This is a genomic window from Brevibacillus daliensis (assembly GCF_021245735.1).
Lineage (GTDB): Bacteria > Bacillota > Bacilli > Brevibacillales > Brevibacillaceae > Brevibacillus_B > Brevibacillus_B daliensis.
The window spans coordinates 19417-33503 of record NZ_JAJISB010000009.1 but is presented as its reverse complement, the minus strand read 5'-3'; the positions used below and the strand labels follow the sequence as shown (position 1 = coordinate 33503).

General features: G+C 35.8%; 11 protein-coding genes and 3 pseudogenes. 5 read left to right on the top strand and 9 right to left on the bottom strand.

Annotation, left to right across the window (positions count from 1 at the left end):
• From LM917_RS10380 to LM917_RS10365, 4 genes and pseudogenes are all read right to left on the bottom strand, one after another.
• Window positions 1-324 (bottom strand): annotated as a pseudogene (locus tag LM917_RS10380) (hypothetical protein); the annotation flags it as partial.
• A 401-nt stretch (window positions 325-725) separates the two neighbouring features.
• Entirely contained in the window at window positions 726-2423 is a 1698-nt protein-coding gene (locus tag LM917_RS10375) for a M3 family oligoendopeptidase (protein ID WP_232697440.1), read from the bottom strand.
• A 386-nt stretch (window positions 2424-2809) separates the two neighbouring features.
• On the bottom strand, window positions 2810-3382 hold the full coding sequence (locus LM917_RS10370) for a bifunctional transcriptional activator/DNA repair enzyme AdaA (RefSeq protein WP_232697439.1): 573 nt from the start codon (window positions 3380-3382) through the stop codon (window positions 2810-2812).
• Window positions 3372-4160: an isocitrate lyase/PEP mutase family protein gene (locus LM917_RS10365; protein WP_232697438.1), complete on the bottom strand. Its 789-nt coding sequence runs from the start codon at window positions 4158-4160 to the stop codon at window positions 3372-3374. The genes LM917_RS10370 and LM917_RS10365 overlap by 11 nt, the downstream gene beginning before the upstream one ends.
• A gap of 362 nt (window positions 4161-4522) precedes the next feature.
• On the opposite strand from LM917_RS10365, the gene LM917_RS10360 reads away from it, so the two are divergent.
• On the top strand, window positions 4523-5710 hold the full coding sequence (locus LM917_RS10360; protein ID WP_232697437.1) for a multidrug effflux MFS transporter: 1188 nt from the start codon (window positions 4523-4525) through the stop codon (window positions 5708-5710).
• A gap of 653 nt (window positions 5711-6363) precedes the next feature.
• Here the strand turns inward: LM917_RS10360 and LM917_RS10355 are convergent.
• Window positions 6364-6510: a hypothetical protein gene (locus LM917_RS10355; protein ID WP_232697436.1), complete on the bottom strand. Its 147-nt coding sequence runs from the start codon at window positions 6508-6510 to the stop codon at window positions 6364-6366.
• Window positions 6511-6781: 271 nt separating this feature from the next.
• Between LM917_RS10355 and LM917_RS10350 the strand changes: the two genes are divergently transcribed.
• Window positions 6782-7003, top strand: a complete 222-nt coding sequence (locus LM917_RS10350) for a hypothetical protein (RefSeq protein WP_232697435.1) — start codon at window positions 6782-6784, stop codon at window positions 7001-7003.
• An 83-nt stretch (window positions 7004-7086) separates the two neighbouring features.
• Here LM917_RS10350 and LM917_RS10345 read toward each other — a convergent pair.
• The 3 genes and pseudogenes from LM917_RS10345 to LM917_RS10335 form a co-directional block, all read right to left on the bottom strand.
• Window positions 7087-7206 (bottom strand): annotated as a pseudogene (locus LM917_RS10345) (GNAT family N-acetyltransferase); the annotation flags it as partial.
• 135 nt (window positions 7207-7341) lie between these two features.
• A pseudogene (locus LM917_RS10340) lies at window positions 7342-7983 on the bottom strand (YdeI/OmpD-associated family protein); the annotation flags it as partial.
• Between the two features lie 20 nt (window positions 7984-8003).
• Window positions 8004-8867: a PhzF family phenazine biosynthesis protein gene (locus LM917_RS10335; RefSeq protein ID WP_232697433.1), complete on the bottom strand. Its 864-nt coding sequence runs from the start codon at window positions 8865-8867 to the stop codon at window positions 8004-8006.
• Between the two features lie 164 nt (window positions 8868-9031).
• On the opposite strand from LM917_RS10335, the gene LM917_RS10330 reads away from it, so the two are divergent.
• Genes LM917_RS10330 through LM917_RS10320 form a run of 3 tightly spaced genes read left to right on the top strand, consistent with a single transcriptional unit; the run spans window position 9032 to window position 12785 of the window.
• Window positions 9032-10537, top strand: coding sequence for a spore germination protein (locus tag LM917_RS10330; protein ID WP_232697432.1), 1506 nt, complete (start codon window positions 9032-9034; stop codon window positions 10535-10537).
• A 26-nt stretch (window positions 10538-10563) separates the two neighbouring features.
• The gene (locus LM917_RS10325) at window positions 10564-11664 is read left to right on the top strand and encodes a GerAB/ArcD/ProY family transporter (RefSeq protein ID WP_232697431.1); all 1101 of its coding nucleotides are present in this window, start codon (window positions 10564-10566) and stop codon (window positions 11662-11664) included.
• Entirely contained in the window at window positions 11664-12785 is a 1122-nt protein-coding gene (locus tag LM917_RS10320) for a Ger(x)C family spore germination protein (RefSeq protein ID WP_232697430.1), read from the top strand. The genes LM917_RS10325 and LM917_RS10320 overlap by 1 nt, the downstream gene beginning before the upstream one ends.
• Before the next feature lie 542 nt (window positions 12786-13327).
• On the opposite strand, the gene ytaF is transcribed toward LM917_RS10320, so the two are convergent.
• Window positions 13328-13963 (bottom strand): sporulation membrane protein YtaF, encoded by a 636-nt coding sequence (ytaF, locus tag LM917_RS10315; protein ID WP_232697429.1) that lies wholly within the window; start codon window positions 13961-13963, stop codon window positions 13328-13330.
• Window positions 13964-14087: the final 124 nt, after the last annotated feature.

Here is a 14087-nt window from a genome sequence, read left to right as displayed (position 1 = left end):
ATCAAGCTTCTTTTTCGTTTCTTCATCGATATTTTTGGCTTCACCAGTAGGCTTTAGGCCTGATTTTTCCATCATTTTTTCCTGCTGGTCAAATAGCTTTTGGAAATCGTCAGCTAGATCGGGATTGTATTTGTTGATAATTTGCATTAATTCCTGCTGATTAACCTGTCTATCCTCAGGTGAATAGATTACACGTTTATGATGAAAGTTTTGCTCTACTTTAGTTGCATCTACATTTGTATTCGTTGCTGCAAAAGCCGCAGTTGGTGCAAAGACTGCTAGTGCTAATGCCCCAATCATCCATTTTGGTGCTGTTTTCTTCATTCGAATCAAACTCCTTCATAAGTTAGTTTTGCAAGAACAACTTCTTACAAGTCCAATTTACTAGGCTAATATGTCGGGTAAATGTCCACCTTATGGAAAAGTTGTGGGAAAGCTGAGGATGTCTACTACATATTATTCCTTAATAAAGTTTCATCTGTATATAAACTATAGCCAGCATTTGTCCAAGAAAGCTCAATAATTATCCCCAAACTATCGTAATATCTTATCGTTTAATAATTGACTCCGTATTTCAACAAGTTCACTAGTAAGAATAGAAAAATAATAAGTTCATTTAATTCTACTTTGAATAAGACAAAAGGCGATGCTACTTTTATTGTAGTATCGCCTTTTAAAGACCAGTAAAATAATTCAGTATTAGCTTTTATCGTGACTATATTCTTTTACTTTAAATCTTCAATCATATTAATAATGACTTCGGAGATATTTTTTATGGTTTGTTCAGAGAAGTCAAAATTAACACCTGTATTTCGATAAATCTCCGCGATCGGTAAATTCCAATCCATACTTGCGCCTTCTTTAAAGAAAGTGATAGCTTTCTCTGGATTCTCGCGATAGATTTGAAACAGTTGTAACGCTCCTAGTTGTGATATTGCATATTCTATATTATAGAAAGGATACTGAAAATAGTGGAAAGACTCAATCCAACGTGTTCCAATTTCTGCCTCGAAACCTAAAATATCAACTGATGAATACTGGAATCTTTTGCTGATTTCAAGATATTTTGCATCCCGTTCTTCGGGTGAATGGTATGGATTAGTATAGAGCCAATGTTGGAATAAGTCTCCTGCTAGTGGAGAAATTAGCATAGAAAATGCACGATGCATTTGTTCACGCTGAGCTTTCTTGCATTCATTGTGTTCAGGGTAAAAAATATCAAGTTTGTCCATCAACATTAGTTCTAAACTATGGGAGTAAAGTTCAGCTACTTCCTCACGAAGATATTGTTCTTGCATACTACTCTCATTAGCAAACTGCTTATAAAAATGGATTGCATGACCTAATTCATGTATAAGAGCATTAATAGCATTAAACGATGGGCTAAAGTTGGAATAAATGAATACATTTTTTGTTTTTGGTAATGTAAAACAAACAGCTCCTGGCGCTTTATTCTTTCGCTCCCCCACATCAATTAATCCTTGCTTTCGAATGTACTGAAATCTCTCCTGGAAATATGGATCAGTCTTACCAAGCATTTTTTCTACTCCATCCAATAAATCATTTAAATTGTTGAATGGAGATTTTTGTAATGTACAAGGACTGAGATCCCATGGACGATACTTTTCTATACCAAGTTCTATTTCAAAGAGCTTCGCCAAACGTTTCCATGCTGGGATAACATACCTTTCAACAGATTCATGAAAAGTGTAACAATCTTGAATACTGTATTCTCTATTTTTTAGTTTAAATATATAGTCACGATAATTGCTAAATCCAGCATTACGTGCCATTTGATGACGTAATTTTACAAGTTCATTCATAATATGGTCTACAGCAGGTTTTACTTGCGTATGCGACTCAGATAAAGCGCGCCATGCTCGTTCCCGAATTTGCCTATTTGGACTATCTAACATTGCTTTTATGTAGGAATAAGATTTTGTTTCGCCATCCCATTCAATTGTTATACCAGCCAAAATTTCTCTGTATTTGGTTATTAACTCTTGTTCCCTCACAGTAAGCGAGATATTTTTTTCATTAAACATCTTACTCTTTTCTAGCCTTACTTTACGCATATATCCATATTTTTCATCTTCCAGCAATTTTGAGAACGGACAATTGCTAAATTTCTTATCAAACTCTGCACTATATTTTGTAAGAAGTGGCTGGATATTGGTTTGGTCATACATATATAAGTCGCGATTATTTGTGTTCTTCGTATCCTTATAAAAGTTGATTTGATGACTAGTTATTAGTTCTTCAACTTCAGCAAATAATAAACGTTCCTCAACTAGCCACCTCTCTAATTCAGAAACAGAAGAAATGTCATGTTGAAGAAGTGTTTGTAGTTTATCTTCCATTTTTTTTGTATCATAAAAATTATTCACCCCATTACACTCTAGGAATCCTGAGATATTAGACATAAACACCCTCCTTACTTTCATTCTCGATTTATAAGTAATATGATAATTTCTATACAATAAATGAATGCCCTTCTTTCACAAAACTGCCCCGTTAACTGAGTAAGTCTGTTTTATTGCTAGTGTACATTTATTACTAAAAAGCTAATGTGAATTATTATCCTATGCCAGGTGCTTTACAGTTTGTATGCAATCTCTAGCATCTCTACATAGATCTTCTATGAGAGTATTATCACCCGATTATTGAAAATTCTTGTTTCTATTTGCTGATCAATCATGCTACTTATTTTAAGCTGCATTGATCAGATCTGTTTAAGAACACTAAACACTCTTCATAATTAAAATTCCACAGGTGGACAAATTTCAATATATGATTCGTGATCAATTCATTACGGTAGCTCCTTACCTTCAAGATTTCGATATTCTGTAGGTGAGCATTTTTTTATAAGCCGAAACACCTTATAAAAATTTGATGGACTCTGGAAACCAACTTCATAGCAAATCTCAAGATTCGTTCGATCCGTGGTTTTAAGAAGGTGTGCTGCCTTATCGACTCGTATTTTTTCCAAATATGTACGCGGAGTTTCTGATGTTTCTTGTTTAAATAATCGTTCAAGATAATAAGAGCTTACACCAACATGATTCGCAACATCCTGTAAGACCAGCTTTTGTTTATAGTGATTTACTAAGAAGGCAATTACATTATTTACAAGACCAATATGCGGGGAATGAACGACCTCTGGCTGACATCTCTTACAGGCTCGAAAGCCCGCCTTCTCAACCTCATTGATGTCATGGTAGAATTCAACATTTATTTTTTGGGGTTTTCTAGATCTACAGGAAGGTCTGCAATATATTTTTGTTGTTATCACTGCCGTAAAAAATATCCCATCATACGTTTTATCACAAGCAATGATTTTCTCCCACATTTCATCAAATGAAAGATTAGTTTTACAAACCATTGAGCTCGTCATCCTCATATAAAAGTGAAGTATCTTTTGACTCCCATATTTGTCTCGCGCACTTTTCTAAATAGGCAATACTCTTATCAGATAGTGCATTTCCAAAGCTTAAGCGTTTAACCCCTAATTCTTTAATCTTACTACAATTTGTTAAGCCGGGTACAGATAAGACATTAAGAGGAACGTTTACATGTATAGCGATTTCCTTAATCTCATCATCTTCGGTCAAACCAGGGACAAAAATCCCACTAGCCCCACTCTCCACATACACCTTTGCACGATCAATGCATTCCAAGAAAGGGCTTTCCATTTGAAAATAAGTATCTATCCTAGCATTAATATAAAAATCTTTATAGCCATTCTGATCTAACGCCGTTCTAATTTTTGATAAAAGGTTACAGTGCAGCGATATTTCTCTTAACCCTTTTTGTTTTTTGAGTGAATCCTCAATATTAATTCCTACCACCCCAACATCGGCAGTCCTTAATACATTATCAACAATCGTTTCCACGTCTTCACCATAGCCAGCCTCAATATCTGCAGAAACAGGGATTTTCACATTTTCAGTGATCGATTTGATTATACCCAAATGTCTATCAAAATCAATCAATTCACCATCCGCATATCCAAGGGAGTTGGCAATTCCCCAACTCGTCGTACCAATGGCTTTTAATCCTTCCTTTTCGAGAGTTAAGGCAGATAGCAGATCCCACGCATTTCCTAAAAGGAAGATCTCCTTTGAATTATGAAGCTCATTAAATTCCTGAATTTTCGCCATTTTAATTCCTCCTCTTTGTTTGTACCCCATTCTACAACGAATCTATATCTAATTCGTCCTCATTCTTGCTCTTATGGTCGAAACAAAAGAGTGAAGTTATCAATGACTACTCTATTAAGACCCTCACCCCTTGTATTTACATCAATTATTTTCCTAATAAATGATTTATCTATTAAAGCGTACATGGTTATACTCTCGAAATCTTGCTATAATGCTTGTTATATCTCCCCCCTATAAGAATACAGAGAATACAAGGTGAAAAATGATGCTCTCATTTACTAGATTAATTAAATGCAAACCCCCAATTCCGTAATTTCAATATAAGCTAATTGAGATTTTCGAATTATAGGGGGATATTAGAAGTGAAAAATAAAATCTCAACACCATCATTGTTGCTGTTAATTATCCTTGTGGGTTTCCCACAAATTAGTGAAACGATATACACACCTTCATTACCGGATATAGCCAATAGCCTACAAGCAAGTAGTAACATGATCCAACTGACACTCAGTATTTACTTCCTAGGTTTCGCCTTTGGAGTTTTTTGCTGGGGAAGGCTTTCTGATTCCATAGGACGGCGTCCCGCATTGCTTTGGGGAATTTTAGTTTATGGAGTAGGAAGCTTAGGGTGTTACCTGTCTGACTCGGCTGAATGGTTATTGGTGAGCCGATTCATTCAGGCTTTTGGCGCTAGTACCGGTTCAGTGGTTACACAAACCATTCTGCGCGAGAGTATCGAAGGAGCCAAACGTCATGCAGTGTTTGCACAAATTTCTGCAGCTCTTGCCTTTACCCCGGCAATTGGGCCATTAATTGGCGGGTGGATAGATCAATCGCTTGGTTTTAGGGCTGTTTTCTTCACTCTTGTTGTTATGAGCGTTGCCATTTTTATGTACACGTTTGTTTCTTTGCCTGAGACAAGAGTGTCAAAACCTTCAAATATAAACACACTTTCTGTGGCTAAGCGCTTGGTTTATGACAGTAAAATATGGGCATTTGGGTTTCTCATCGGAACGACAAATGGCATAATATTTAGTTACTATGCCGAAGCCCCATTTATTTTTATTGAATTTTTTCACATGAGTCCTGGCATGTTCGGTTTTTTTGGTATTTTTGTGGCGATGTCTTCCATATTCGGTGCAATGTTTTCGAAAAAACTGCTTACTAGATTCCCAGCAGAAAAAATCATCCTTATTGGCACCACGGTAACTGCTGTGGGAGCAGTATTGTTCACAGGTCTCGCTTTTTATGGAATGAGCCCTTCCGTAATATTTTTGGGTTTAATGGTAGTCTGCATCTTTATCCTCCTACTGGGGATTGGTATGGCTATTCCTAACTGCCTAAGTTTGGCGCTTATCAATTATAGTGATGTACTTGGTACAGCGGGTGCCATTTTTGGATTGGGTTACTACGTTATTGTCAGCCTTATTACGAGTGGCATGAGTTACCTTCACAATGATTCATTAGTAACGATGCCTATGTATTTTCTCGTACTGGCGACAATCATGGTCCTTGTAAGCAAAAAGATTGTTAAGCATGAAACAAGGTAACCTATTATCATGAACAAGGCCATGATTCTAAATGGTATGTCCGGTCCGTGGTAGATCGTTTAAACGTCTGAAAAGCAGTAAAGATCCTGTAACAATCGGGAAAGGGCTGTCCCAAAAGTCATGTAATTGACTAAGGGATGGCCCTTACATTTTTGATCTCCAGATATTTGATTATGTAGATAGTTTCCATAAAGTCCGCCTGTGGAAATCAATAAGTATCTTTGCGTCACTAGCACAATATACTCAACAAGTCCATATTTACATAATTATTGACTCAACGATCCAACCTAACCGAACTAAATCTAAAGGGATATACACTTCGTCACCGTTAATCTGCCGATGTAAAATCGGTCGTTCAAAAAATTCCTCTACTGATTTCTCATCTTTTCCCCTTCTTCTACTGCTTTCTTCAAATAAGCTCTCTAAAAACCAATTATGCTGTACAACATCTAACCTCGCTTTATGAAAAATAACAATGTATATTGCTTACCAATAGGTCTAACAAATATCTATTAGTTACAAAGAAAGAAAAAATCCCCCGCCGTAACGAGGGTGTGTGTAACTTGGTTTCTCCATTCAGTTACCCTACCGTGGTGAAATCAGGGTTTTTCGATTAATAGCATTGTCGAAAACCATTTTTACTTTTTTCTCGGTTACTGATTTTGCTTTTCAGTTTCATTATTAGCACCTATATTAAAAGTTTCAGACGTTGCCTCAACTGCAGCTTGCGTAGAATCGCTAGTAGCTTCTAAAGCACTCTGTGCAGCATCTGTTGCATTTTCAATTCCTCTTTTAACCATATTAGAGGTTTCCCCTACAACTGATTGATCTTGATTTTATAAAAAAAATTGTTTGTTTTTGTTCGTAAAGCCTACGCGCAATCTCAAACAGTTACACGGATATTCTTACCAGTTGTTATCCAATTGATTCACGTGGATCAGTTTTTTTATTCCTTATTGCTCTTCCTTTCATTAGAGGTATACCTAGAAATAACGTAATCGTGTATTTTTATGGAGCTTCGTTTGCACTCCTATTTGGGAATACTGTGCATTATTAGGAGGGCAAATCAAAATGAGAACTGATGGAAACAAGAAAACAATGCGGTTTTGGATATTTTCAGGCATCGTTGCTATTGCCGCTTCGCAGTTGCCATTAATACTGAAAAATAGGAAACAAGATGTTCAAGAAAAGCAGCAACAACAAAAGAGACCTTGGTGGTTAAGACTGCTTATTTGGACTTTTATAGCTTTTGCTATTTGGGGTGTTTTTCGGTTGATTGACTTTTTTACTTAATCCAGGTCCAATTTCTGGAACAAAAAAACCGATTTTTCCTATGCTAAGGAAGAATCGGTTTTTAAAATTTTTTACAAGAGATATTCTGCATGATACCGTTCAAATACAGCTAGATAATAATCGAAGCTACCATTTTTCCGATCACAATCAAATGTTTCAATCATACCAACAATATTATTGTCTCTATCAACTGCAATAAATTTTCATAGACGCAACGTGAGCACCTTTAAATAGCCCAATGCTTTGCTTTTTCCATTTTAAATTATTTGATTGAGTGTTTCCTGTGATCTAAAAGGAGTTCGAATGAACGCAAAGTGAGGTAATATCTTAAAGTTTGATTAATTTATTTTCTTATCGAATGACTTGTGCGAGCCGTCACAGTTGGGCTGCTTTTGAGATAGTCCACAAGTGCAATCATTTAATCCCTTTCCATTGAGAATTTGCTGGATATATTTTTCAACCCTTGACTCTCGAGTTTTGGATTGTTTGGGTTGAGAAAAATAATGAATGTATGCTCTTTGCCGTCCCGGCGTCAATGCTTCAAAAGCAGTTTTAAAAGCAGGGATTTCATCGAATTTATTTTGAAGTTCTTCAGGAATTATGAATTCTTTCTGCTTTTTAAATTTCACTTCCAAACCGGCTTTTTCAACTTCAATGGCTTCATAAATATAGGCTTTCAAGATGGTTTCCATTTTAACTATTTCTTGAACATTGGTGAACCGAATCTGGCGCGCCGCCTGTACATTCTCCGTTTGTTGGATTAAAATCCCATGGGCATCCTGTAACAAGGCACCTTTGTGAAACAAAAGCGCACAATATTCTTTAAATCCATGTATTAAAACTATGTTTTTTTTCTCAAACGTGTAACAAGGATGCATCCACTTAAATTCTTCGGTCAGCTCACAGTCAAGAACGATATTTCTCAACTTCTCATATTCTTCCTTCCACTTTTTGGCTTTACTTAAATATTCATCAACTTTGAATCATTGAAAAGAAATGATTACAACCACTTACCTTCAGCAACAACAAAAATCCTGCCGCCTACTTGTATGGAAAAGTTTCCATCCTTATTATTAGCTTTTACTTTCAATAGTGATTGCCTCCCAATGGAATAACCTTGTTCAACATCATAGTTTATTTCATTACTATTGAAAAAGTTATGTTCTAATAAATAACCTGCTAAATTTCCATTGGCACTTCCAGTTGCAGGGTCTTCTAAATGTCCCGACGTAAACATAAAAACCCTTGCGTGTAGATCATTTTCTAGGTTAACCGTTTCTAAAGCAAACACAAGAAGATTGGCATTTCCTATTTCCTCTAACAGTTCATCATATAACTGATGATTTATTTTACACCGATTTACTGCATCCAAAGTCTTTATATTTACAATAATGCTTGGGAAACCAGTTGAAACAACTTGAATTGGAAGTTCAGTATTTATATCATTTGAATCAATTTGTAGTGTTTTTGCAATAGTTTCAATGTCTATTTTTGGACCAAAAACAGGTTGATTTTGTGTCATCCAGGCATATTGCTCATTAAATGCCACCGGAACTTGTCCAACGTTAAGGTTTAGTTTAATTTCTGTAGCTTTATTATCTTCCAAAAAACGTTTAATGATATACGCAGTACCAATTGTAGGATGTCCTGCAAACGGAATTTCTGAGTCAGGCGTAAAAATCTTTACATCATACCCACCATTTGCTTGTAATCCCGGCATAATGAAAGTTGTCTCTGAGAAATTTATTTCTTTAGCAATTTCCTGCATTTCCTTTTCGTCTATATTCCCATCAGGAATACAAACAGCCAACTGATTCCCCTCAAATTTGTTTTCTGCAAAGACATCAACCATGTAAAATTTCATTTCAATTCCCCTTTTTTCGTAATTTTCAATCACTTGATAGTTTACTTTGGTTATTTCGATTAAATAGCGAAATAATATTTTTTCTGTTCACCTGCTGTATAGAAAGTAGATTTCTGATATAAATTATAGTCAATATAATCAAAGAAACGAATGCAGGTGTAACAATGAATGGTCGAAAATGGCTTATAAAAAATAAAAATAAGGCTTTGAAGGAACCTGTTCATGAGAAGGCAGTTAGTTCTATTTCAAGAGACTTACAGATAAATGAAAAGGAGCTTTATTCACTGTTTGATGAAGCACCCGATCTTAAAGTACATCACATTAAGCTAAATGGAGAAACAAATGCAATCCTTACCTACTTAGAGGGACTTACTGATAAAAAGACAATTCAATCAAATATCCTCAAACCTCTAATGACTAAAATGAAATCAATTGATCAGCTTTGGTCTTCTAATGTGATTTATAGCCATATAATTTGTACGCTCTCATGGACAGAAATTGAAGCTGCACTCCTTGAAGGGAATTGTATCTTATTTGTTAACGGTGAAGAGAAAGCAATTATTATAGACTCTCAAGGTTGGCCACAACGTTCTGTGGAAGAACCCCACTCTGAAACGATGTTAAAAGCTAATCATGAAGGATTTCTTGAGACGGCTTCACAAAATATTGCTCTTATTCGTCGATTCTTGCCCAATCGAGAGTTAAAAATCAAGCAATATAAAATTGGAGAAAGGGCAAAGACTAACATTTATCTTATATATTTACGTGATGTTACTAATCCTATAATTATTGAAGAATTAGAACAACGCATCAATAGTTTCACAGTAGACACTTTGCTTACTACAGGTGAATTAGAGCAATATATCGAAGATGCAACTTTTAGCCCATTTCCACAATCAATACTTACTGAAAGACCCGATGCGACAGCTATGCATATTCTTGAAGGAAGAGTAGCAATTATTGTTGATCGCTCCCCTCGGGTACTAATTACACCCGTCAATTTTCTCACTTTTTTTCAAACAATTGATGACTATAGCTTACGTTGGTACCTTGCCATTTTTGTACGGCTCTTGCGATTGCTAAGTTTTTTCATCGCCGTTTTTCTACCAGCCTTATATATCGTAGTAATAGCCTTTCATTATGAAGTGCTTCCTATGAAATTGATTTTATCAATTAGTGAATCAAGAGAACATGTTCCAGTATCGCCTTTTTTGGAAGCTATACTTATGGAATCAACACTTGAATTGTTACGAGAAGCTGGGATTAGGCTCCCTTCAAACATTGGACAAACGGTAAGTATTGTAGGAGGTATCGTCATTGGTCAAGCAGCAGTTCAAGCAGGGTTAGTAAGTAACATCATGGTTATCGTCGTCTCCTTAACGGCAATTGCATCCTTTATCGTTCCAGTTTTTGATATGGCTTACTCCATCCGCTTAGTTCGGTTTCCCATGATGATTCTTGGCTGGATGTTTGGGATGGTTGGCATCGCCATGGGCTTCATGATAATACTCGCACATTTAGTTACAATGGAATCCATGGGAACTTCTTATGGAACGCCCTTATCTCCAATGAAATATTCCGACTGGAAAGATTCTGTGATACGAAGCCCTCTTCGAAATTTAAAAAGAAGGCAAAGCGGCCCCCGTCCCATTCAACGAAATAAAAAATGATGGAATATACCTCAGAAGGAGTAGCTATGAGATCCCAGTCAATCAATAACATTTCCCTAATGCAATACATATTCATCATTCATGGGACACAAGTAGGTATTGGTATTCTTACTCTCCCACGTGAATTGACAGAGATTGCAGGAACAGATGGGTGGATTTCCATTTTAATTGGTGGGGCATTCTCAATTCTTGTAAGTATACTCATAACGAGCATCATGAAAAAACACCCTGATAAAACCTTGTATGATTTGCTTTTGATATATTTTGGATCTTATCTCGGTACTCTTGTAAACTTCATTGTAGTTTTATATGGTGCATTAGCTACTATTACAGTTATTTTTACAACCCTTTTTGTTATTAATGTCTGGGTCCTAGTTGAAACCCCTACTTACTTAATTTTGGCGGGGTACCTCATTCCTTTATTTATTATTGGAAGTAACGGAATAAAGGCATTAGGACGATATTCAGAGATAACTTTTTATTTTTCTATCTGGATGCCAATCTTACTTTTATTTCCCTTGAAAGATGCACATGTATTGAATCTATTGCCAGTAGTAAAAGAAGGTTGGTATCCTATTATCTCTGCCGTAAGAACTACATTTTTATCTTTTTTAGGATTTGAAATGGCATTCTTTTTTTATCCTTATTTAACGTGTAAACAACACGCAACGAAAGGCATTATAGTTGCAAACTTATTGTCGCTGGGTATGTTTTTAGTAATTACCATGGTTAGTTACCTTTTTTTTAGCCCTAAAGAAATTACCCAGTATGAGTGGCCTACTTTGACTTTATTAAAGGTAATAGAATTTTCCTTTCTTGAAAGATTTGAGATCATTTACCTATCCTTTTATATGTATGTTCTCTCGACCACCTGGTTACCATACACCTATGTGACCATCTTAGGCAGCCAAGCTATATTAAAAAAAGGGTCTCACAAGAAACATCTGCTTATCTTTATTTTTCTCTTGCTACTTATCTCTATTTTCTTTCAACCTTCCTATTTACAAATAGCCAAGCTAGCTAAAACATGGGGTAGTGCTGGATATATTATGGGCTATGTGTTCCCGGTTTTACTTGGATTCTATATCATACTCCACCACTTCTTTAAGACAAGGAAGTCTGCCTAATGAGACAAGGAATATATAAATTTGTTATTGTCATTCTTATTGTTGTTCTAACAGGCTGTACTGACAGGATTGAAATAGAAGATGCTACCTTAATTTTATCATTAGGGCTCGATTTAGATGAGAAGAATAATCTGGTCGTGTATGAGAGAAGCCCTATTTTTAGGCGGGGAACACATGGTAAAACAGATCATACTGGTGTGCATGCTGCTACTGTTCAACGATCGTATTCGAATTTTGAAGCACTTATTTCTACATCAATATACAATGGTAAGACACAGCTGTTATTCATTGGCAAACGTTTGTTACAACGTAAAGAGATATTTCCTTTTTTGGATTCCTTAAATAGAGATCCCGAAAATGCAACAAACTTAAGAGTAATAGCTGTTGATGGCCCAGTTAGCGAAGTGATCAATATGGAACCGAAGGATAAACCACGCCTCTCCATTTATATAGCACAACTTGTTGATACGTCTGCACTACGGCATCTTACAACTAAAGTTACCCTTCGTCAATTTCACTACATGATTGTTGAACCAGGTATAACGCCGATTATTTCAGAAATAAGAAAAGATCAAAAAGAATTGAGAATCTTAGGTAATGCACTTTTAGACAAAAAAGGATATTATTGTACATCCCTCAACCTTCGAGAAACACAGCTGTTAGAATTATTGAGAGACACTCAAAGAACACCATATGAGTTCACCTTTCCAGTGAGATTGCCAGGCAACCACAGTAAAAACAAAAAAAATATTTCAATATCAATTAAACCTAAGAAACTAAAAATAACTACAAATTATCATAATGGAGTTCCACAGTTTGATATTGATATTAAATTAGTAGGAAACATAACTGAACGTACATTTAATATGAATCTAGATAAGGAAGCGAATAAGAGGATAATTGAAACAATAGTTGAGGAAGAAATGAATAAACAGATGGCAACACTAATTAAAAAACTGCAACGATATCAAGTAGATCCGATAGGACTTGGTCTTTACGTCAGGGCTTATCACTATAACGAATGGAAAGCTATTGAGAAGGAATGGCCAAAGACCTTTGCAAAATCCACTATTCGTTTTACTCCACATGTAGAAATTAAAAATATAGGTGTACTTCATTAGACTTACAATTTTAAACTGTATATAGAGTAAAAAATAAAACCCGGAAAACAATATAACTGGTTTCAATCTTTTTTATTGGTGATCTCATCATATTCGCGTTTAAGGTACTCATCATAACCATGTCCTTCTTATCTAACAGTCCTTCTGCTTTCGACAAATTTAAATGAAGGAATACAATTTGTCGCTTTCGTCTTAAAAGTTTTATGGAAATACCAGAATCAAAAGTTGAATAAAGGCGGCGGCAGTCTAGGACTATTTTGCGTCCGAACCTGCCACTACCTGTTTATTTGTGATCAGACTAAAACTTTTTTTCAAAACTTGACTACTTAGTTCTTCAAATAGCGTATGACGTTACTGTTCCTGGTCTAAGACTAAGGATGATCATTGTAGCGTTACAGCTGTATGGCTCCGGGGATAGTTTTAACCAAAGTCAGTACAAAAAAGAAGCTGTATAATCCAAAATGCGGCTGTTTTTTTTTGTCATATCAAACGGTGGTTCAATATAAACTGTAAAGACAAGTATTCTTCTAAATAGGCATTACCTAAAAAAGTGTATTAACTGCAATCGCCAATAGGATCACTCCACTTACGATTGTACCGAATTGGCCTAAGGTGAAAGATCCAATACGAATAGATGCTACTTTTCCACCTATGGCAACCCCTCCCCAGACTGATATGAAGCTGAATATTGCAGCGGTTACAGAAATGGCATGTGGTGACAAGCCAAGTAAACCGGCACCCAACCCGTTGGTTACTGCATTTGCCGCAAGTGCAATGCCAAGAATAAATGCCTCCCCCAAACCAATATCTTGAGATTTATCAAAGTCGACAATTTCTGGATTTTTTAGTATTTTCGTAATACTTTTGACGGGTGTTCCAGTTATTTTGCTCTCTTCAACAATTGCTGGTTTTTTTCTTGGTATAGCCAATAAAATGATTCGTACCCCAATTACGAATAACAATAAAGCTCCGACTAAAATGGGAAGGACTCCCGGGATAATAGTATTGAGGAACTGACCGAATAGAATACCTGCTTCACTTAGGATAAAACAAATGACCGCGATCATCAGATTGGAAAGCAGTCCAATGCGAATTTTTCGAATGCCATAAGATATGCCGACACCTAAATTATCAATGCTTGATGAAATAGCAAAACCTAAGATGATCAGCCAACCCATTTCTTCACCACTCCTCTTAATTTTACAGTTAATGTATTTAAGGTGTTGAAGAAAAGTGCTTTTCCTACAAAAATTTATTGAGAATTTTTCAACATCTTTATTCATTACATCGTTGTAAGGAGTG

Coding starts and splice junctions, on each gene's coding strand:
- LM917_RS10350 (WP_232697435.1), top strand. CDS start 6,782: ATGAGAACTGATGGAAACAAGAAAACAATGCGGTTTTGGATATTTTCA.
- LM917_RS10325 (WP_232697431.1), top strand. CDS start 10,564: ATGAGATCCCAGTCAATCAATAACATTTCCCTAATGCAATACATATTC.
- LM917_RS10365 (WP_232697438.1), bottom strand. CDS start 4,160: ATGGCGAAAATTCAGGAATTTAATGAGCTTCATAATTCAAAGGAGATC.
- LM917_RS10330 (WP_232697432.1), top strand. CDS start 9,032: ATGAATGGTCGAAAATGGCTTATAAAAAATAAAAATAAGGCTTTGAAG.
- LM917_RS10320 (WP_232697430.1), top strand. CDS start 11,664: ATGAGACAAGGAATATATAAATTTGTTATTGTCATTCTTATTGTTGTT.
- LM917_RS10355 (WP_232697436.1), bottom strand. CDS start 6,510: ATGGTTAAAAGAGGAATTGAAAATGCAACAGATGCTGCACAGAGTGCT.
- ytaF (WP_232697429.1), bottom strand. CDS start 13,963: ATGGGTTGGCTGATCATCTTAGGTTTTGCTATTTCATCAAGCATTGAT.
- LM917_RS10335 (WP_232697433.1), bottom strand. CDS start 8,867: ATGAAATTTTACATGGTTGATGTCTTTGCAGAAAACAAATTTGAGGGG.
- LM917_RS10375 (WP_232697440.1), bottom strand. CDS start 2,423: ATGTCTAATATCTCAGGATTCCTAGAGTGTAATGGGGTGAATAATTTT.
- LM917_RS10370 (WP_232697439.1), bottom strand. CDS start 3,382: ATGGTTTGTAAAACTAATCTTTCATTTGATGAAATGTGGGAGAAAATC.